Annotated in this window: 20 protein-coding genes; 14 read left to right on the forward strand and 6 right to left on the reverse strand. The window is 64.2% G+C overall.

Annotation, left to right across the window (positions count from 1 at the left end; genetic code table 11):
- Positions 1-342, forward strand: a 342-nt coding sequence (locus tag FURADRAFT_RS21425) for a S1 RNA-binding domain-containing protein (protein ID WP_456238949.1), incomplete at its 5' end; no start/stop codon positions are given.
- An 81-nt stretch (positions 343-423) separates the two neighbouring features.
- On the opposite strand, the gene FURADRAFT_RS12350 is transcribed toward FURADRAFT_RS21425, so the two are convergent.
- Together FURADRAFT_RS12350 and FURADRAFT_RS12355 are read right to left on the reverse strand one after the other, a co-directional pair.
- A complete protein-coding gene (locus FURADRAFT_RS12350; RefSeq protein ID WP_008954496.1) occupies positions 424-648 on the reverse strand; it encodes a DUF2249 domain-containing protein in 225 nt (74 codons plus the stop codon).
- 58 nt (positions 649-706) lie between these two features.
- A complete protein-coding gene (locus FURADRAFT_RS12355) occupies positions 707-1972 on the reverse strand; it encodes an NnrS family protein (RefSeq protein WP_236261583.1) in 1266 nt (421 codons plus the stop codon).
- An 84-nt stretch (positions 1973-2056) separates the two neighbouring features.
- Here FURADRAFT_RS12355 and FURADRAFT_RS12360 point away from each other — a divergent pair, with 84 nt between their 5' ends.
- The 13 genes from FURADRAFT_RS12360 to FURADRAFT_RS12420 all read left to right on the forward strand — a co-directional run bounded on the left by FURADRAFT_RS12360 (position 2057) and on the right by FURADRAFT_RS12420 (position 15710).
- Complete coding sequence (locus FURADRAFT_RS12360) at positions 2057-2737, forward strand: Crp/Fnr family transcriptional regulator (protein ID WP_008954498.1); 681 nt, start codon at positions 2057-2059, stop codon at positions 2735-2737.
- Between the two features lie 145 nt (positions 2738-2882).
- Complete coding sequence (locus tag FURADRAFT_RS12365) at positions 2883-4097, forward strand: aspartate aminotransferase family protein (RefSeq protein WP_008954499.1); 1215 nt, start codon at positions 2883-2885, stop codon at positions 4095-4097.
- Positions 4098-4224: 127 nt separating this feature from the next.
- Positions 4225-5259, forward strand: coding sequence for an arginine/ornithine succinyltransferase subunit alpha (aruF, locus tag FURADRAFT_RS12370; RefSeq protein ID WP_008954500.1), 1035 nt, complete (start codon positions 4225-4227; stop codon positions 5257-5259).
- Positions 5256-6290 carry an arginine N-succinyltransferase gene (gene astA, locus FURADRAFT_RS12375; protein ID WP_008954501.1) on the forward strand — a complete coding sequence of 345 codons (1035 nt, stop codon included), beginning with the start codon at positions 5256-5258 and terminating at the stop codon, positions 6288-6290. Before aruF ends, astA begins: the two co-directional genes overlap by 4 nt.
- On the forward strand, positions 6291-7751 hold the full coding sequence (gene astD / locus FURADRAFT_RS12380) for a succinylglutamate-semialdehyde dehydrogenase (protein ID WP_008954502.1): 1461 nt from the start codon (positions 6291-6293) through the stop codon (positions 7749-7751).
- Complete coding sequence (gene astB / locus FURADRAFT_RS12385; protein ID WP_008954503.1) at positions 7748-9097, forward strand: N-succinylarginine dihydrolase; 1350 nt, start codon at positions 7748-7750, stop codon at positions 9095-9097. The genes astD and astB overlap by 4 nt, the downstream gene beginning before the upstream one ends.
- Positions 9098-9587: 490 nt before the next feature.
- A complete protein-coding gene (locus tag FURADRAFT_RS12390) occupies positions 9588-10517 on the forward strand; it encodes a branched-chain amino acid ABC transporter permease (RefSeq protein WP_008954504.1) in 930 nt (309 codons plus the stop codon).
- 19 nt (positions 10518-10536) lie between these two features.
- Positions 10537-11622, forward strand: coding sequence for an ABC transporter permease subunit (locus FURADRAFT_RS12395; protein WP_008954505.1), 1086 nt, complete (start codon positions 10537-10539; stop codon positions 11620-11622).
- 3 nt (positions 11623-11625) lie between these two features.
- Positions 11626-12396: an ABC transporter ATP-binding protein gene (locus FURADRAFT_RS12400; protein WP_008954506.1), complete on the forward strand. Its 771-nt coding sequence runs from the start codon at positions 11626-11628 to the stop codon at positions 12394-12396.
- Entirely contained in the window at positions 12393-13103 is a 711-nt protein-coding gene (locus FURADRAFT_RS12405; protein WP_008954507.1) for an ABC transporter ATP-binding protein, read from the forward strand. The genes FURADRAFT_RS12400 and FURADRAFT_RS12405 overlap by 4 nt, the downstream gene beginning before the upstream one ends.
- Positions 13104-13115: 12 nt before the next feature.
- The gene (locus FURADRAFT_RS12410) at positions 13116-13919 is read left to right on the forward strand and encodes a YdcF family protein (RefSeq protein WP_008954508.1); all 804 of its coding nucleotides are present in this window, start codon (positions 13116-13118) and stop codon (positions 13917-13919) included.
- 124 nt (positions 13920-14043) lie between these two features.
- Positions 14044-14796 carry a competence/damage-inducible protein A gene (locus tag FURADRAFT_RS12415; RefSeq protein ID WP_008954509.1) on the forward strand — a complete coding sequence of 251 codons (753 nt, stop codon included), beginning with the start codon at positions 14044-14046 and terminating at the stop codon, positions 14794-14796.
- Positions 14797-14924: 128 nt separating this feature from the next.
- Positions 14925-15710 (forward strand): endonuclease, encoded by a 786-nt coding sequence (locus FURADRAFT_RS12420; protein WP_008954510.1) that lies wholly within the window; start codon positions 14925-14927, stop codon positions 15708-15710.
- 128 nt (positions 15711-15838) lie between these two features.
- Here the strand turns inward: FURADRAFT_RS12420 and mmsB are convergent, their stop codons facing one another.
- The 4 genes from mmsB to FURADRAFT_RS12440 form a co-directional block, all read right to left on the reverse strand.
- Positions 15839-16726, reverse strand: a complete 888-nt coding sequence (gene mmsB, locus FURADRAFT_RS12425) for a 3-hydroxyisobutyrate dehydrogenase (RefSeq protein WP_008954511.1) — start codon at positions 16724-16726, stop codon at positions 15839-15841.
- 244 nt (positions 16727-16970) lie between these two features.
- A complete protein-coding gene (locus FURADRAFT_RS12430) occupies positions 16971-18095 on the reverse strand; it encodes an enoyl-CoA hydratase/isomerase family protein (RefSeq protein ID WP_008954512.1) in 1125 nt (374 codons plus the stop codon).
- Between the two features lie 151 nt (positions 18096-18246).
- A complete protein-coding gene (locus tag FURADRAFT_RS12435) occupies positions 18247-19029 on the reverse strand; it encodes an enoyl-CoA hydratase (protein ID WP_008954513.1) in 783 nt (260 codons plus the stop codon).
- Between the two features lie 196 nt (positions 19030-19225).
- Complete coding sequence (locus FURADRAFT_RS12440; RefSeq protein ID WP_008954514.1) at positions 19226-20386, reverse strand: acyl-CoA dehydrogenase family protein; 1161 nt, start codon at positions 20384-20386, stop codon at positions 19226-19228.
- Positions 20387-20411 lie beyond the last annotated feature (25 nt).

A 20411-nucleotide genomic window follows, 5' to 3' on the forward strand; every position in this document is an offset into this window, starting at 1 on the left:
AAGGTGCTGATGCCGCNNCAAGAAGCGCATCGAGGAAATCACCGTCGAAGTCGAAGTAGGCAAGATCTACGAAGGCACCGTGGTGAAGATTCTCGACACAACGTCGGCGCCATCGTATCGATCCTGCCGGGCAAGGATGGCCTGGTACACATCTCGCAGATCGCCAACGAGCGTATCAAGAACGTGTCCGACTACCTGAAAGAAGGCCAAGTGGTGAAGGTCAAGGCGATCGAGATGGACGACCGCGGCCGTATCCGCCTGTCGATCAAGGCCCTGCTGGAAGACGAAGCCAAGACGGCGCGCGAAACCGCCGACTCCTTCGGTCTGAAGGCCGGCAGCTGAGTCTGATCGCTGCCAGTGAAAAGCCCGCGCATGCGCGGGCTTTTTTGTTGCCTTGGGTGTGAGGGCACCGCCGTATCGCGTTTAGTCTTCCGCCGGACGGCGCAGGTGCAGCAGCACACCGCCTTCGCTGCCGGTTTCGAAGCGGTACTCGAGTGCGGCATACTCGTCCAGCATCGGGATCAGCGGGCCGGGAAAGTGCGGTAGGATGAAGGAGGCTTCGCCTCCTGCTTGAAGCTCATCGGCCGCATTGAGGATGATTTCGATCGGCCCGGGCGGGGCCATGTTTCTCAGGTCTTGGGCTGGCATGATGGGTCTCTTGGTCGGGTGGTCGGGTCGGTAGGTGCGCTACGGAGAAAATCGATACTTAGCCGGGCTTGCCGTCCTCGCGCCGCTTCAAGTAGGCCGGGATGAACAGCCTACCCCAGCATAGCAGCGTGAGCAGCCAGCCGCCGGCGGCGACCACATACAGCACGCTGGTCAGCCCAGCGGGGGGGAGGTCGGCGAGCACCCGCGCCAGCGCCATCCAGTGGGCGGCGAGGTAAAGCCGCCATATCCCAGGACTGGCTTCCAGCGGCCGCCCTGAATGGCCGAGACTGACCCGTGTCACGAAGGCGATCATCATGGTCAGGAAGAAGCCGGTGGTGATGGCGTGCAGCGGCGCGAGCCCCAGTAGGGGTTGGCCGAAGAGGGCGGCCCCTTCTTGCAGGACGTACAGGGTGAAACCGATCGCCAGCCAGGCAAAGGCCAGGTGCAGCATGCCCAGCAAGCGCACCGACAGGCTGGCACGCAACTGCCAGCGCCACGAGGTGTAGGCCAGCAGCAGGGCGAACGGCAGGTCGGCGGGCAGGGTGGTGACGCCGGCGATGTGCAGCAGGCCGTGGCCGAACGAGCCGCCCAGCAGGGCATAGAGCAGCCAGTTCGGTCGCCATACGGTATAGCCGGCAAGCACGCTCGAGGAAAAGAACGGTACCATGCGATGGCTGACGGTCAGGAAGACCGGCAGCAAAAAGCCCCATAGCGCCAGGTCACGCATCACTGCCCAGCCGAGGGTGTCACCGCTGAGCAGCCAGCAGAGGGCGGCCATCAGCCCGGCGAGGCCGACGATGAAGGCCAGTTCCACCGCGATGGCGTGGCGCCGGTCGGGTTGCGGGCTGGCCAGGATGATCTGGCCGAAGACCAGCACCAGTCCGGCAAAGCCCAGTGCATAACTCAATAGGCCGGCCACGGCCAGGCCCGGGCCCAGCGCCAGGGCGGCGAGCCACGCTACCAGGCCGCCCGCCATCAGGGCCGGAATGGCCAGGTAGCGGGCGCGAGACGGCGCGTCGACGTTGAGCCAGCGTGGTCCGGCGGTCAGGATGAAGCCGGTCATGAAGAACGGAAAAATGCCGTACAGCATCAGGAAGCCGTGCGCCAGCGTGGCGGGGATGGATAGCGGCAGGGCAAAGCCTGCCAGGCGGTGGCTCATTTCCAGCGACCAGCCTGCCAAGAGCGTGATGGCGAACACCATGCCGGGCAGGAAGGCCACGCGGTGCGGTGCCTGCAAGAAGGCCGGTAGCGTGACTGCCGGCGATGGTTTTGGAGCCAGGCCGGGGCCGGGAGTGGGGGTGGGGGATAGCGGTCGCATCTTCATACAACTCCGGATGGGGTATTAGGGAGTATCGGACGCACGTCGTCCGAGCTGAATGATCAGAGTCAAGAATCGAGGGAGAAAATCATGTCCGGGCCGTCAACGCACGCCTTTCTCAAGCACATTCCATTGTTCAGCGTTTGCCATGAGGATGAACTGTCCAGGTTGGCCGAAAGGGCGATCGAGCAGCGCTACGAAAAGGGGCAGATGCTGTTCCAGCGTGGCGACCCGTGCCAGGGCATGTACGTGCTGGTGTACGGCCGTATCAAGATCGCCATCGTCGCGCGCCAGGGAACCGAGAAAGTGATCGAAATCATTCACCCTTCGCAAAGCTTCGGCGAAGCCGTGATGTTTCTCGAGCAGCCCTATCCGGTGATGGCGCAGGCGGTGGAAGATTCGCTGGTGCTGTTCATCCCGGCCGAAACCCTGTTTACCGCGCTGGATGACGACAGCCGCCTGGCACGACGCATGCTGGCGGGCTTGTCGATGCGGCTGCGAACGCTACTCAAGGATGTCGAGACCTACACGCTGGAGTCGGCCGTGGAGCGCGTGGTGGGCTACCTGCTCAACAGCCTGGAGGACAGCGACGACAACGTGGTCAACCTGCCGGTCAACAAACAGACGCTGGCCTCACGCCTCAACCTGACCCCGGAAACGTTCTCCCGGGTTCTGCAAAAACTCTCCGAACAGGCCGGGATCGTGGTGGAAGGCCGGGAAATCCGCGTTCCTGACCGTAATAAGCTATCCGAAATGCGCAATCTGGCCTGATTTGCGCTGAATTCACGCGCTTTCGGGCTCCGAGGTTTTTGTAATCGCATGTCGCAAACCGGATATGGGGCTGTTTGCGGATTCGATTAGAATGATTCGGACAATTACCCAAAAGTACCCGTTACTGCACGAAGGAACTATCAAGATGAGCAACGCTGTTACCCGCGCTACCTTCGACCAGGTCATGGTCCCCAACTACTCTCCCGTCGAGTTCATTCCGGTGAAAGGGCTGGGTTCCCGTGTATGGGATCAGCAGGGCAATGAGTACATCGATTTCGCTGGCGGCATCGCCGTCAACTCGCTCGGTCACTGCCACCCGGAGCTGGTGGCCGCGCTGACCGAGCAGGGCAACAAGCTGTGGCACCTGTCCAACGTCTTCACCAACGAACCGGCGCTACAACTGGCGACTCGTCTGACCGAGCTGACCTTTGCCGAGCGTGTGTTCCTGTGCAACTCCGGTGCCGAAGCCAACGAAGCGGCTTTCAAACTGGCCCGCAAGTACGCCACCGACCATTTCGGCGCCGACAAGTACGAAATCATTTCCTGCAAGAACTCGTTCCACGGTCGTACCGTGTTCACCGTCAACGTCGGCGGGCAGCCCAAGTATAGCGAGGGTTTCGGCCCCAATCCGGCGGGCATCACCCACGTCGAGTTCAACAGTATCGAGGCCCTCAAGGCCGCCATCTCCGACAAGACCTGCGCCGTGGTGATCGAGCCGGTGCAAGGCGAGGGCGGCGTGCTGCCGGCTGACAAGGCCTACCTGGAGGCGGCCCGCGAGCTGTGTAACCAGCACAACGCGCTGCTGATCTTCGACGAAGTGCAGACCGGTGTCGGCCGTTGCGGCACGCTCTATGCCTACCAGTCTTACGGTGTGACCCCGGACATCCTGTCCTCGGCCAAGGGCTTGGGCGGCGGCTTCCCGGTTGGGGCCATCCTGACGACCGCTGCCATCGCCAAGAGTCTGGGCGTTGGCACCCACGGCACTACCTACGGCGGCAACCCGCTGGCATCCGCCATCGCCGGCAAGGTAGTCGAGATCGTCAGCCGTCCGGAAGTGCTGGAGGGTGTGCGCGTCAAGCACGACCGTTTCGTGGCCGGCCTGAACGCCATCAACGCCAAGTACCACGTGTTCAAGACCGTGCGCGGCATGGGTCTGTTGATCGGCTGCGTGCTGGCCGACGAGTACGCCGGTCGTGCCAAGGACTTCCTCAAGGCCGCCGAGAAAGAACGCCTGATGGTATTGGTCGCAGGGCTGAACGTGGTGCGCCTGGCGCCGTCCCTGGTGGTTGAGGACAAAGACATCGACGAGGGTCTCGCCCGCCTCGATGCCGCCATCGCCAGCTTGGTTAGCATCCGCTAAACCCGCCCCCTTCTCTTAACAATTGACGTTTTTCACCCGCGACCTGCCCGGCTGGGCAGGTCGTAGGGGACGGCTGCGCCTGAAAAACGTCGCGACAATGATTTGACATGCTTGGGAGGGCTTGCCCATGTTAGTCGTCCGTCCAGTCCGGACCTCCGATCTGCCTGCAATCGAGCGCATGGCAGTGGCCAGCGGCATCGGCGTGACCAGTTTGCCCAATGACCGGGACAAGTTGTTCGAGCGTATCCAGCAATCGGCCAGCGCTTTCGAGCACGAGGCGGTGCCGGATACCGGCCGCGAATTCTATATGTTCGTGCTGGAAGAGCACGGCGAGGTGGTGGGGACTGCCTCGATCAGCGCTTCCGCCGGTTTCGATGAACCATTCTACAGCTATCGCAGCGAGACCTTTGTGCACGCCTCGCGTCCGCTCAAGGTCAACAACCGCATCCATGTGCTGAATATCTGCCACGACCTGACCGGGATGGTGCAGTTGTGCGGCTTCTACGCCGACCCGGCCTACCGTGGCCTCGGCAGCGAGCTGCTGTCGCGTGCCCGCCTGCTGTTCATCGCCGGGCAGCGCGAGCGCTTCGGCAAGCGCATTCTGGCCGAGATGCAGGGTATTCACGACGAGCAGGGGCAGTCGCCGTTCTGGAACGCCATCGGCCGGCGCTTCTTCAATATGGATTTCATCCAGGTGGAGCAGGCCTTCGTCTCGCACAGCAAGACCTTCATCGCCGAACTGATGCCGGCCTACCCGATCTACGTGCCCTTGCTGCCGGACGAGGCGCAGAACGCCATCGGCCAGGTCCACCCGGATTTCGAGCGGCCGTTCATGCTGCTGACCAGCGAGGGCTTCGAGGCCGACAACTACCTCGACATCTTCGATGGCGGCGCGGTGCTGACCGCCGACGTCGACCGGCTGTGGACCGTCGAATGCAGCGGTACCTATCCGGTGGAAGTGTCGGTCAGCCTGCCGCCGTCCGCCACCACCATGCTGCTCAGCAATGGCTGCACCGACCGCTTTGCCGCGGTGGCGGCCCGCGTTGCCTTGGTCAACGGGATGGCGCTGATGACCCAGGATGTCGCTCAAGTGCTGGCGCTGTCGAACGGCCAGCCGGTGCGTGTGGTGCCGCTGCACGAGGCCAAGGAGAAACAATCATGATGGTGATCCGTCCCATTACCCGCGATGACCTGCCGGGGCTGATGAAGTTGGCGGCGAGTGCCGGCGTGGGCCTGACGTCGCTGCCGATCAACGAGGAACGTCTGGCCAAGCGCATCCTGCGCTCGGTGCGCTCGTTCAGCGGTGAGGCCGAGTTGGCCGAACAAGGCTACGTGTTTGTGCTGGAAGACGGCAGCAACGGCACCGTCGCTGGCATCTGCGCCCTGGAGGCTGCGGTCGGCCTGCACGAGCCTTGGTACAACTACCGTGTCGGCACCATCGTGCACGCCTCGGAAGAGTTGAACGTCTATTCACGCCACGACACCCTGTTCCTGTCCAACGACCACACCGGCTATTCGGAATTGTGCACGCTGTTCCTGCACCCGGATTACCGCGTCAACCGCAACGGTGGCTTGCTGTCGAAGAGCCGCTTCCTGTTCCTGGCCCAGTTCGCCGACCTGTTCGGCAAGATGGTGGTGGCCGAAATGCGCGGGGTCTCGGACAGCGACGGCAAGTCGCCGTTCTGGGAGGCGCTGGGCCGGCACTTCTTCTCCATGGAGTTCGCCGAAGCCGACTACCTGACCGGGGTCGGGCAGAAGGCCTTCGTTGCCGAACTGATGCCCAAGCACCCGGTGTACATCGATTTCCTGTCGCCAGAAGCCCGGGCCGTGATCGGGAAGACGCACGAGAACACCCGGCCGGCGGTCGCCATGCTGGAGTCCGAGGGCTTCCGTTACGAGGGCTACGTCGACATCTTCGACGCCGGTCCGACGGTGCAGGCCTATACCAGCGAAATTCGCGCCGTGAAGCAGAGCGTCATGGCCAGCGTCCGCGTCGTGACCGCTCCGGTCGAGGGCGAGCGCAAGAACCTGCTGGTGTCGAACACCCAGTTTGAAGGCTTCCGCGTGATTCTGGCGGAAACCACCGTCGTCGATAACGAGATTCTGCTGACGCCCGAAGAGGCGCACGCCCTGCAAGTGGGCGAAGGTGACCCGGTGCGCTGTGTCACGCTCTCGCCCAAGGAGACTATCTAAATGACAACGCTGTGTATCAATGGAACCTGGCTGGCCGGTGACGGCGAGCCGTTGAAAAAGACCAACCCGGCCACGACCGAGCTGATCTGGGAAGGCAAGGGCGCCTCGCCGGCTCAAATCGACGCCGCCGTTGCCGCCGCTCGCGCCGCCTTCAAGAGTTGGTCGCGCACTTCTTTTGACGAGCGGGTAGCCATTGCCCGTCGTTTCGGCGAGCTTCTGGCCGCCAACAAGAATGCTTTGGCCGAGGTGATCGCAAAGGAAACCGGCAAGCCGATGTGGGAAGCGCTGACCGAGGTGACCACCATGGTCAACAAGGTCGACATCTCGGTCAAATCGTACAACGAGCGCACCGGCGAGCGCGCCGCCCCCATGGGCGACGCTCAGGCGGTATTGCGCCACAAGCCCCACGGCGTGGTGGCGGTGTTCGGTCCGTACAACTTCCCGGGCCACCTGCCCAACGGCCATATCGTGCCGGCACTCTTGGCCGGCAACACCGTGATCTTCAAGCCGTCCGAACTGACGCCGTGGACCGCCGAGGAAACCGTCAAGCTGTGGCAGCAAGCCGGCTTGCCGGCGGGCGTGATCAACCTGGCCCAGGGCGCCAAGGAAACCGGCATCGCCTTGGCCAACCATGCCGGCATCGACGGCCTGTTCTTCACCGGCAGTTCCGCCACCGGCAACCTGCTGCACAAGACCTTCGGCGGCCAGCCGGAGAAGATCCTGGCGCTGGAGATGGGCGGCAACAATCCGCTGATCGTGGGTAAGGTGGCCGAGGTCGATGCCGCCGTGCACCACGTGATCCAGTCTGGCTTCATCTCCGCCGGCCAGCGCTGTACCTGCGCACGGCGTCTGCTGGTCCCGGCCGGGGAGTGGGGCGATGCCTTCGTCGGACGTTTGGTCGAGGTCGCCGCGAAGCTCAAGGTGGGGCTCTACAACGAAGAACCGGCTCCGTTCATGGGCTCGGTGATTTCCAACACCGCGGCCGACGCGCTGCTCAAGGCGCAGGCCACGTTGCGTGAGAACGGCGGCAAGGTGCTGCTGGAAATGCGCCGCCTGTCCGAGACCGGTGCCATTCTGTCGCCGGGCATCATCGATACCACCTCGGCACAGCGTCCGGATGACGAATTCTTCGGCCCGCTGCTGCAGGTGATCCGCTACACCTCGTTCGACCAGGCCATCGAGATCGCCAACGACACCCGCTTCGGCCTGGCTGGCGGCGTGCTGTCGGACGACCGCGCCGAATACGAGCGCTATCTGCTGGAAAGCCGTGCCGGCGTGGTGAACTGGAACAAGCCGCTGACGGGTGCCTCCAGCGCCGCTCCGTTCGGTGGCATCGGCGCCTCGGGCAATCATCGCCCCAGCGCCTACTATGCAGCCGATTACTGTGCCTGGCCGGTCGCTTCGCTGGAGTGCGACAGCCTGACCGTTCCGACTCAACTTTCTCCGGGGATCGTACTGTGAGCAACGCTTTTGAAGTGAACTTCGACGGCCTGGTTGGCCCGACGCACAACTACAGCGGCCTGTCCTACGGCAACGTCGCTTCCACCGGCAACCAGAACGCCGTGTCCAACCCGAGGCTGGCCGCCAAGCAGGGGCTGGCCAAGATGAAGGCGCTGCACGACCTGGGCTTCAAGCAAGGCGTGCTGGCGCCGCACGAGCGCCCGGATGTGGCGAGCCTGCGTCTCCTCGGCTTTGGCGGCAGCGATGCGCAAGTGATCGAGCGCGCGGCCAAGGAGGCACCGGCCATCCTGGCGGCCGCCTCGTCCGCCTCCTGCATGTGGACCGCCAACGCGGCCACCGTCAGCCCGTCCGGCGACACCGCCGACGGCCGCGTGCACTTTACCCCGGCCAACCTGAACAACAAGTTCCATCGTTCGATCGAGTACCCGACCACTCGACGCATCCTGCAGGCGATGTTTGCCGACCGCGAGCGCTTCATGGTGCACGAGGCGCTGCCGGCGCAGATGCACTTCGGCGACGAAGGCGCAGCCAACCATACCCGTTTCTGCGACCGTTACGACGGAGCCGGTGTGGAGTTCTTCGTGTTCGGTGCCGCTGCTTTCGACAACCGCTATCCGAAACCGGCCCGGTTCCCGGCACGCCAGACGCTGGAAGCGTGCCAGGCGGTGGCCCGGCTGCACGGCCTGAAGGAGGAGGGCGTGGTCTACGCCCAGCAGGACCCGGACACCATCGATGCCGGCGTGTTCCACAACGACGTGATCTCGGTCGGTAACCGCAACGTGCTGTTCCACCACGAGAAGTCCTTCCTGCATCAGGCCGAGGTGCTGGCCGAGCTGGACCGCAAGCTGGCGGCGGCAGGCGGCGACTTCATCGCCATTGAGGTGCCGCAGGCCGAAGTGTCGGTGGAGGAGGCGGTGAAGAGCTACCTCTTCAATAGTCAGCTGCTGTCCAAGCCGGGCGGCGGCATGATCATCGTGGTGCCGGAAGAGTGCCGCAATATCGAACGTGTCTGGGCCTACCTGGAGAAGCTCAAGGCCTCGGGCGGCCCGATCGACGAGGTGCGCGTGTTCGATCTCAAGCAAAGCATGCAGAACGGCGGCGGGCCGGCCTGCCTGCGTCTGCGCGTGGCCTTGTCCGAGTCGGAAATCGCCGCGGTCAACCCGCGCGTGATGATGTCCGAGCAATTGTTCGGCACGCTGAACGCCTGGGTGGACAAGCATTATCGCGATCGCCTGTCCCCGGAAGACCTCGGTGACCCGCAACTGTTGCTGGAATGCCGCACCGCGCTCGATGAATTGACCCAAATCATGGGACTTGGCGCGGTGTACCCGTTCCAGCTGGTTTGAGTCCGGTTCTGGTGCAAAAAAGGCAGCCCGATGCGGGTTGCCTTTTGTATTTTGTATACAACAAAAATTGCCGTTGCTCGACGCGAGTAGCAACGGAAAGAGCTTGTTTTCACGGCGTTTTCTTGCCAGCCCATCAGAGCTCATGACGGAAAATCGCTATTTGATCGAAAATCTGCAGGAAAATCGTCGGTTCAATCCGGGGCGTGCGATGTTTTGTTCTGGTGCAGTGCAGCGCGTTTCGGTTGTGTTTCGAGATTAATAAAAAAAATCCATAAAAAACAATTACTTGTGTCATGTTTGGGAGTCTATTCTTTAGGGGTTTTTGGGGCTCTTGTTAAGATTGACAGTCGATTGTAGACACACGCATAATCCGCCGAAGTTTCCGGATAGTGACAGCAAAAGTCATCAACCGGACGCTAGATGGACGATAACGAAAAGAGGGCCACCCCCGTCGTGTCGTCGGGTCTTCAATCAAAGGAGAATTCCCACCGTGGACATTTTTTTGCAACAGATACTCAATGGCCTCGTGCTGGGTAGCATCTACGCGCTGATCGCGCTGGGCTACACCATGGTGTACGGGATCATGGGGCTGATCAACTTCGCCCATGGCGAAGTCGTCATGATGGGGGCCATGGTCACCATCACCGTCGTGACCTCGCTGATGGGGGCCGGAGTCAACCTTCCGGGGCCGATACTGGTTCTGATTGGTCTCGTTATCGCCATTCCGGCCTGCGCGCTGTTGGGCTACACCATCGAACGCGTCGCCTACCGTCCGCTGCGCAACGCGCCGCGCCTGGCGCCGCTGATCACCGCGATCGGCCTGTCGATCGTGCTGCAGCAGGTGGCGATCCTGATCTGGGGCCGCAACTACATCCCGTTCCCGTCGATCCTCAGCCATGACACCGTCGAGATCTTCGGCGCCAGCATCACCGTGCTGCAGATCATGATCATCGTGCTGTGCCTGGTGATCATGGCCGGTCTGTTGATCATGGTCGAGAAGACCAAGCTCGGCCGCGCCATGCGCGCCACCAGCCAGAACCCGGGCGTGGCCTCGCTGATGGGCGTCAACGTCAACACCATCATCTCCTCCACCTTCATGCTGGGCTCCGCGCTGGGCGCCATCGCCGGCGTGATGGTCGCCACCAACTACGACCAGGCCCACTACTACATGGGCTTCCTGATCGGCCTGAAGGCGTTCACCGCGGCGGTCCTGGGCGGCATCGGCAACCTCGGCGGCGCCGTGGCGGGCGGTATCCTGCTCGGCATCATCGAGAGCCTGGGCGCCGGCTACATCGGCACCCTGACCGGCGGCTTCCTCGGCAGCCACTACCAGGACATCTTCGCCTTCATGGTGCTGATCCTGGTGCTGATCTTCCGTCCGTCCGGCCTGCTGGGCGAAAAAATGGCCGACCGTGCCTGATCGAAGGGGAGAAACAAACATGACCATGGCACTAGAAATGAACAAGCTCGACACCAACAAGAAGGTCGGCCTGTTCCTCGTGTCGGCCATCGTGCTCGCGGTGCTGCCGTTCGTCGTCGGCGGCCTGCTGGGCAACTCGTGGCTGCGCATCATCGACTTCGCGCTGCTGTACGTGATGCTGGCGCTGGGGCTCAACATCGTGGTCGGCTTCGCCGGCCTGCTGGACCTGGGCTTCATCGCCTTCTACGCCGTCGGCGCCTACACCTTTGCGCTGTTGGGTTCGCCGCACTTCGACATCCACCTGCCGTTCTACATCACCATCCCCCTCGGGGCGCTGGTGGCAGCGTTCTTCGGCATCCTGCTCGGCACCCCGGTGCTGCGCCTGAAGGGCGACTACCTGGCGATCGTGACGCTGGGCTTCGGTGAGATCGTGCGTATCTTCATGAACAACCTGAACGCGCCGATCAACATCACCAACGGCCCGCAGGGGATCAACCTGATCGATCCGGTCAAGATCGGCGGGCTGTCGTTCGGCAAGCCGCTGGAGATCGCCGGCCACAGCTTCAACAGCGTTTACCTGTACTACTACTTCTTCCTGGCGCTGACCGTGCTGGTGGTGATCATGGCCTGGCGCCTGCAGCACTCGCGCATCGGCCGTGCCTGGGTGGCGATGCGTGAAGACTCGATCGCCGCCGCCGCGATGGGGCTCAACATCCGCAACATCAAGCTCTTGGCGTTCTCGCTGGGCGCGCTGTCGGGTGGTGTGGCCGGTGGCCTGTTCGCCTCGTTCCAGGGCTTCATCTCGCCGGAATCGTTCGGTCTGTTGGAGTCGGTAATGATCCTGGCGATGATCGTGCTGGGCGGCATGGGCCACATCCCGGGCGTGATCCTGGGGGCGGTGGTGCTGACCGTGGCGCCGGAAGTGCTGCGCGACGTCATCGGCCCGCTGCAGATGCACACCTTCGGTCGCATGCTGATCGACCCGGAAAACGCCCGCATGCTGATCTTCGGCCTCGCCTTGGTCATCATGATGCTGCTGCGTCCGGAAGGCATGTGGCCGTCCAAGCGCCGCAAGGCCGAGTTCGACGACGCGAAGAAAGGTTAAGCCATGGCACACGCTCTGCTGAAAATCGAAGGCATCAACAAGCGCTTTGGCGGCCTGCATGCCCTGAACAATGTCGGTCTGACCATCAACAAGGGTGAGATCTACGGCCTGATCGGCCCGAACGGCGCCGGCAAGACCACGCTGTTCAACGTGTTGACCGGTCTCTATCAGCCCGACGAAGGTACCTTCACCTTCGACGGCCAGGACCTGTTCCGCGCCAAGCCGCACGTGGTGGTCGGCACCGGCATCGCCCGGACCTTCCAGAACATCCGCCTGTTCGGTGAGATGACCGCGCTGGAGAACGTCATGGTGGGTCGCCACATCCGCTCCAAGGCCAACGCCCTGGGTGCGATCCTGCGCGACAAGAAGACCATGGCCGAAGAGAAGGCGATCGAAGCCAAGGCGTGGGAGCTGCTGGCCTACGTCGGCATCACCGACGTTGCCTTTGAACGCGCCCGCAACCTGTCGTACGGCCACCAGCGCCGCCTGGAGATCGCCCGTGCGCTGGCCACCGAGCCCAAGCTGTTGGCGCTCGACGAACCGGCCGCCGGCATGAACCCGAGCGAAACCGAAGACCTCAAGGTGCTGATGGAAAAGATCCGCAAGGACGGCGTGACCGTGCTGCTGATCGAACACGACGTGAAGCTGATGATGGGCCTGTGCGACCGCATCGCCGTACTCGACTACGGCAAGAAGATCGCCGAAGGCGTGCCGGAAGTGGTGCGCAAGGACCCGAAAGTGATTGAAGCCTACCTGGGAGCGGCCCACGCATGAGTCTCTTGGACGTGAAGAACCTGCAGGTGTCGTACGGCGGCATCCATGCGGTGAAGGGGATCGACCTGCACATCGAGCAGGGCGAACTGGTGACGCTGATCGGTGCCAACGGCGCCGGCAAGACCTCGACGCTGCGCACGCTGGTGGGGATGGAGAAGAAGTCTGGCGGCAGCATCGTCTACGACGGCAAGGAAACCGCCGGGATTCCGGCGCACAACTTCGTGCGCCGCGGTCTGGCCATGGTGCCGGAAGGCCGCGGCATCTTCGCCAAGCTGACGGTGGAAGAGAACCTGCTGATGGGCGCGTTCTACCGCGACGACAAGGCGGCGATCCAGAACGAGCTGGAACACGTCTACGAGCTGTTCCCGCGCCTGAAGGAGCGCTTCAAACAGCTGGCCGGCACGCTGTCGGGCGGCGAGCAGCAGATGGTGGCGATGGGCCGGGCGATCCTGTCCAAGCCCAAGCTCTTGCTGCTGGACGAACCGTCGATGGGCCTGGCGCCGATCATCGTGCAGAAGATCTTCGAGATCATCCAGATGATCTCGGCGCAGGGCGTGACGATGCTGCTGGTTGAGCAGAACGCCAAGCTGGCGCTGGAGATCAGCCAGCGCGGCTACGTGATGGAGAGCGGCCGCATCACCATGAGCGGCCCGGCGCGCGAGCTGCTGGACGACGAGCGCGTGCGCAACGCCTATCTGGGCGGCTGACCCGAGCTGACAATGAATGCGACTCTTGGCCCCGGCGTGCTGGTTCACCAGCTCCTCGGGGCTTTTTTCTTGCCCCCGCTCAACGTCATCCTGCTTGTCCTGCTGGGGCTGTGGCTGAGGCGGCGCCATCCGAGGGCGGGGAGTGTGGTCGTTGCGCTCGCGCTGGGCTTGTCGTATGCCCTGGCGACCCCGCAGATGGCGATGTGGCTGAACCGTTCGCTCGAGCGTTTTCCGCTGGTGGCGCTGTCCCAGGTGCGGGAGACCGGTGCCATCGTGGTATTGGGGGGCGGCAAGAAGCCGGCACCAGAATACGGCCGTAACGAGCCGTCGGCCGACACCCTGATGCGGCTGCGTTATGCCGCCTACCTGGCGCGGCACAGTGGCCGTCCCGTGCTGGTCAGCGGCGGTGCACCGCTGGGGGGCGAGGCGGAAGCGCCGGTGATGGCCCGCACCTTGGTGAGCGATTATGGCGTTCAGCCGCGTTGGGTCGAGCAGGGCTCGGATACCACGTTCGACAACGCACGCCTGTCGGCGCAGCTACTCAAGGCCGACGGCGTGCGTTCCATCACGCTGGTCAGCCAGGGCTGGCACCTGGCACGGGCCGTGCCGCTGTTCGAAGAGCAGGGCCTGAAGGTGCTGCCGGCGCCGACCGGACTCGTACGCTACGATGGTGGTGGCGTGATGTGGTACCTGCCTTCCGGGCGGGCGATGCAGGAGACGCACGCCGCGCTGCGCGAATGGGTGGGGCGGCTGTATTATGCCGTACGCGAGCGGGGTACCGCGTTGCTCCGCTCGGTCTCGCATCTCAAATCCTGAGCGCGTCGGAGAACGGCATTGCCGCCAGTGTCGAAGCACCGTCGTGTCGGTGGGCGACGTGCCTCGCCCGGCCGGATGGGGCGCGCAGCAGATTTATTCACGAACACTCTGACAGGAGCCAGTCATGCAGGTAGCAGCCATCATCATCGGCGACGAATTGTTGTCTGGAAAGCGCCAGGACAAGCATTTGCAGGCGCTGATCCGTATCCTGGCCGCTCGCGGCATGCCACTTGCGGCGGCCGAGTACCTCGGAGACGATCCGCGTCGGATCGAGGCGGCGTTGAAGCATGCCTTCGCCAGTGGCGACCTGGTGTTCAGCTTCGGTGGCATCGGCGCCACCCCGGACGACCATACCCGTGGCTGTGCTGCCCGCGCGCTGGGGGTGGAGCTGGCGGTGCACCCGGAGGCGCGCGCCATTATCGAGGAGCGTTTCGGCGACGAGGCCTATCCGCACCGCATCAACATGGGGGCGTTCCCGCTCGGCGCGCGCCTGATCCCGAACCCGGTCAACCGCATCGCGGGTTTCTCGGTGCAGGACGTGCATTTCGTGCCGGGTTTTCCGGCCATGGCGTGGCCGATGATCGAGTGGGTGCTCGATACGCACTACCCGCACCTCCGGAACGATGTGCCGGATGTCGAACGTAGCGTGATCGCCATCAACGCCCGCGAGGGTGACCTGATCGGGCTGATGGAGGCGTTCAGTGCGCGCTACCCGGCGCTGAAGCTGTCCAGCCTGCCCAACTTCGGCAACGACGCCATCCCGCAGATGCACATCGAGTTCGGTTTCAGCGGCCAGCCGGCGCTGGTCGGCATCGCTTTGTCCGAGCTGGAGAAGGAATTGGTCAAGCGCGGCTACGAGGTGCGAAGCACAGCATGATTTGCAAGTATTTGTTTTGAAATAAACCATCTATTTGGCATTATTTTAAATTGTTTATATTTGTTTCCTGCGCTTGAGTTGTCCTGAGCAGGCGGGCTAGGGTGGCGGTTTTTTGCCTGCCACCCGCCATGAAACGCTTGCTGTTTTTGCTGTTGCCCTTGCTGCTGAGCGCCTGCCTCGGCCATGACCGTCCATCCCCCGTCGCCCGGGACGTTTCCTCGTACACTCCGCCCCCCGCCGAAGCAGTCACGTTGGTATCCGGCAAGCACAGCGTGGGTCACCGCGATTTCAATAACGCCAAGAAAGTGTTGCCGGAGGTCTTTGCCGGCATGGAGGAAGACTTCTACTGTGGCTGCAAGTACAGCGGCAAGGACGTCAATTTCGCTTCCTGTGGGTATCAGCCGCGCAAGAATGCCGCGCGTGCCAGTCGCATCGAGTGGGAGCACGTGGTGCCGGCCTGGGTACTGGGGCATCAGCGGCAATGCTGGCAGCAGGGCGGGCGCAAGAACTGCGTGGCCACCGACGCGGCGTTCCGCATGGCCGAGGGCGATTTGAACAACCTGGTTCCGGCGGTAGGCGAGGTTAACGGCGATCGCGGCAACCTGTCGTACGGCGCCTGGACGCGCACTCCGACCCCGATGTACGGCCAGTGCCGGACCATTGTCGACTTCAAGAACCGGCGCGTGCAGCCGCGCGAAGAGGTGCGCGGACGCGCCGCGCGCATCACCCTCTACATGCACGACCAGTACGGCCTGCGCATGAGCAGCCAGGATCGCCAACTGATGTGCGCCTGGGCCAAGACCTACCCGGTGGACGAATGGGAGCGACAGCGCGAAGCGCGCATCGTGGCGTTGCAGGGCAGCGGCAATCCTTACGTGAGCGACCCGCAGCAGCTGGCCAAGCGCTGCGGCTGAGCGCTTGCGAGGTACGATCTGACAGGAGACAGGGCAGGGCATGACTCTCGTGTGCCGGAGCGGCAGCCCGGCCGTCTCCCTGGATGTACGCAGAGACGGGGGCCGAAAGCGGCCGGGCGGCCTGCCGCTCAGTCGCGGTAGAAGTGCTTGAGGATGCTGGAGAAGTCGAGCTTGCCGTGGCCGTCGGCGACGTGCTCCTCGTATAGGTTGCGCGCCAAGGCACCGAGCGGGTTGGCGGCGTGGCAGGCCAGCGCCGCCTGTTCGGCCAGGCCCAGGTCCTTCAGCATCAGTTCCGCCATGAAGCCGCCGCTGTAGCCGCGGCTGGCCGGCACGTTTTCCATCACCCCTGGCCAGGGGTTGTACAGCTCCAGCGCCCAGTTACGGCCGGAGCTCTTGGCCATGATCTCGGACAGCACCTTGGGGTCGAGCCCGCTCTTGACCCCCAGCGCCAGCGCCTCGGCGGTGCCGGCCATCAGGATGCCGAGCATCATGTTGTTGCAGATCTTGGCGCTCTGGCCGGCGCCGTGGCCACCGGCGAGGAACACGTTCTTACCCATGGCCTCGAACAGCGGGCGTGCCTGTTCCAGGTCAGCCGCCTCGCCGCCGACGATGAAGGTCAGGGTGCCGGCGGCGGCGCCGGCGGTGCCGCCCGATACCGGCGCGTCGAGCATGCGCAGGCCGGCGGCGAGCGCGGCCTCGGCCACCTTGATGGCGCTGGCGGCGGCGATGGTGCTGCAGTCGATCACCAGCGTGCCCTTGGGCAGTTGGGCGAGCAGGCCGTTTTCACCCAGGTACAGGCCCTCGACGTGGTGGCTGGCGGGCAGCATCGACAGAACGATGTCGGCTCCGGCGACGCAATCGGCGGCGCTGGTGGCGACCGTGGCGCCGGCTTCGGCCAACCTTTGCATGGCCTCGGCGGAGAGGTCGAAGACCTTGATGGCAAAGCCTTTGCGGAGGAGATTGAGGGCCATCGGCCCGCCCATGTTGCCGAGGCCGATGAAAGCGGTGTGAGTCATGGTTGTCTCCTGAGGTGCCCATTTCATTTGAGTGTAGGCAGGCTGCGTGCGAATTTTTCGCTGGGCAAATCCCTGCGTGCCAAACTTCGATTGGCTCAGCGAGAGATTTGCACGCAGTCATCCGCTCGGCGATACGGAATCCTCATGGACTGCGTGTCCATTCCGGTTCCTGTGCGCTGGCGGCCCCCAATCTGCTTTGGCTCGCTCGCCTACTGTAACGGGCTCTCCCCTTTAAGTTGGTAACTCAGCCCAGTGCCGCCAGCGGGTGTTCGCCATCCCCCCACGGCGCGGTGAAGTGGCTGTCGACCCAGGCCTGGTCGACTTCGGCCAACGTCTTGCGGCTCCACTGCGGCTGGCGGTCCTTGTCCACCAGCAGCGCGCGCACGCCTTCGCGGAAGTCCGGCTTGCTGCAGAAGTTGACCGACAGGATCAGCTCCATGCGCAACGCCTCGGCCAGCGACAGGTGCTTGGCGCGGCGGTAGATTTCCCAGGTGACCGCGGCCGAGCTCGGGCTGCCGTGGGCGAAGCTGTGCGCCGCCGCCTGCAGCCAGGGGTCGTCGAAATGGCCGTCGGTCAGCGCCTGCGCCACGGCGGCCAGGCTGCCGCGGTTCATCAGGCGGTGGATGGCCACCAGCTGGCGCTCGACGTTGGACATCGGCAAGGAGGCGTGGGTAGCGCATTCCATGTCGTTAAGCAGGGCGGTGACGGCGGCGTGGTTGGCCGAAGCGGTATCGGACCAGGCGGTGTCGGTCAGACGTGCCAGCAGCTCGGGATAGCCGTCCAGCGCGACGACATGGTCGGCCAGGTTGACGATCAGCGCGTCGTGGGCGTTGAGCGGGGCGCCGGTCAGGCCGAGGAACAGCCCGAGCTTGGCCGGCATGCGCTGCAGGAACCAGCTGCCGGCCACGTCCGGGTATAGGCCGATGGTGATTTCGGGCATGGCGATGCGCGTGGCCGGCGTGGCGACACGGTGGCTGGCGCCGACCATCAGGCCGAGCCCGCCGCCCATGACGATGCCGTGACCCCAGACGATGACCGGTTTGGGGAAGGTGTGCAGGCGATGGTCGAGGGTGTATTCCTCGCGGAAGAACGTCACCACCTCGGGAATCGGACCGTCGCCGTGGTGGGCCAGGATGGCGTCGCGCACCGCGCGCACGTCGCCGCCGGCGCAGAACGCCCGTTCGCCGGCCCCGCGCAACAGCACGCAGGCGATGGTGTCGTCGGCGGCCCAGCGCTGAAATTGCGCGTCGAGCAGGCGGATCATGCCCAGCGTCAGCGCGTTGAGCGATTTCTCGGCGTTGAGCGTGGCCACGCCGATGCGCCGGCCGTTGCTGCTGGCCAGTTCTTCAAACAGGACTTCGTCGTTCATGGTGTTCCTTTCGGCCAACTAGTCAGAATCGACTTACGGTCTCGCGGCGCGTTCCCGATCGGGGTTCAGGTGTGCCGCGTGCGAATCTTTGCGGGTCTCCGCGGAAGATCGGCACGCAGCGATACGCTCGCGACGGATCGTGAGCCGGCTCTCAGGCATTCTTCCACTGCGGCGGACGCTTTTCCAGGAAGGCGCCGACGCCTTCCTTCTGATCCTCGGTGTCGAACAGCTTGATGAAGCGCTCGCGCTCGTGGATCAGATTGTACGACGGCGGCTCGACACGGGCGCGCTGCACCAGCGTCTTGCATGCCGCCACCGACGACGGCGACTGGCGTGCCACCTTCTCCGCCAGCGCCAGCGCGGCGGCGCGCGCCTGCCCCTTGCCGACCACTTCTTCCACCAGCCCGATGCGCAGCGCGGTGGCGGCGTCCACGCGCTCGCCGCACAGGATCATGCGCTTGGCCCAGCCTTCGCCCACCAGCCAGGGCAACAGCTGGGTGCCGCCGGCGCAGGGCAGCAGGCCGACGGCCGCTTCCGGCAGCGCCATCTGAGCTTGTTCCTCGGCGATGCGGATGTCGCAGGCCAGGGCGCATTCCAGCCCGCCGCCCATGGCGTAGCCGTTGACGGCGGCGATGCTGACGCCACGGAACGCCGAGAGCGCCTCGAAGGCCTCGCCGAACAGCATGGTCATCTCGGTGGCGACGGTCTTGTTGCCGTCGGCGAACAGCGTCAGGTCGGCGCCGGCCGAGAAGAACTTCTCGCCGTCGCCGGTGATGACCAGGGCGTAGATGTCGCGCTCGGCGTTGAGGTCGGCCACCAGCGCCTTGAGGGCGGAGAGGCTCTCCCGGTTCCAGGTGTTGGCGGGCGGGTTGGCGATGGTTACCAGCGCGGTGTGGCCGTGTTTTTCGACGTTGAGATGGGCGTAGCTTGGCAAAATGTTCTCCTTAGTTATATGGCAATCCTTGCTTAGCTCTTGTGAAAGAAATCGTCCCACGGGGATTCCCTGCGGTCATCGCCGCGCCTCCAGGCTGGTTCGACCCAGAGAAAATCGAAAGGCTCAGCCGTACAAATGGTACGGCGAGCATCACAGGCCCGGGACCGGGGCGCGCAGCAGATTTATTCACAAGAGCTCAGCGCAGTGTGTCGAGCGCGCCGTCCTTCAGCAGGTGGCGCGCCACGATCATGCGCATCACCTCGTTGGTGCCTTCCAGAATCTGGTGCACGCGCAGGTCGCGCACGTGGCGCTCGAGCGGGAAATCCTTCAGGTAGCCGTAGCCGCCAAACAGCTGCAGTGCCTGGTTGGCGACGTTGAAGGCAAGGTCGGTGGCGAGGCGCTTGGCCATGGCGCAGTAGGCGGTGGCGTCGGGGCTGCCGCTGTCGAGCTTCCACGCCGCCAGGCGCACCATCTGGCGCGCGGCGACGAGCTCGGTCAGCATGTCGGCGAGCTTGAACTGCACGGTCTGGAAGTCGGCCAGCGCATGGCCGAATTGCTGGCGCTCCTGCACGTAGCGCTGCGCGGCAGCGAGCGCGGCCTGGGCGGTGCCGACGGCGCAGGTGGCGATGTTGATGCGCCCGCCGTCCAGCCCCTTCATGGCGAAGGTGAAGCCCTGGCCTTCCTCGCCGAGCAGGTTGGCGGCCGGAATCTCGACGTTGTCGAAGGTGACAGCGCGCGTGGGCTGGCTGTTCCAGCCCATCTTCTTCTCCTTCTTGCCGTACTGGATTCCGGGCGCGTCGGCCGGCACCACGAAGGCGGACACCCCCTTCGGGCCGGGGCCGCCGGTGCGCGCCATCACGACCAGCACCTCGGTGCTGCCGGCGCCGGAGATGAACATCTTGGAGCCGTTGAGCAGGTAAACGTCGCCCTTCTTCTCGGCGTGGGTCTTGAGCGAGGCGGCGTCGGAGCCGGCGCCCGGTTCGGTCAGGCAGTAGCTGCCGAGCTTGGCGCCCGTCACCATCTGCGGCACCCAGTGCTCGGCCACCTCGGGCTTGGCGAAGCTGGCGATCATCCAGCTCACCATGTTGTGGATGGTGAGGTAGGCGGCGGTGGAGGTGCAGCCGGCGGCGAGCTCCTCGAACACGATGGCGGCGTCGAGACGGCTGAGCCCCAGCCCGCCGTAGGCTTCCGGGGTGTACAGGCTGAGAAAGCCCATCTCGCCGGCGCGGCGGATGACGTCGAGCGGGAACTCCTCGCGTTCGTCCCATTCCGCGGCATGCGGCGCCAGTTCGTGCGTGGCGAAGGCGCGCGCGGCGTCCTGGAAGGCGATCTGTTGTTCAGTCAGGGCAAAGTCCATGTTTTCAGCCAATCTTGTCAGCCCC

Source organism: Pseudogulbenkiania ferrooxidans 2002 (assembly GCF_000174355.1).
Lineage (GTDB): Bacteria > Pseudomonadota > Gammaproteobacteria > Burkholderiales > Chromobacteriaceae > Pseudogulbenkiania > Pseudogulbenkiania ferrooxidans.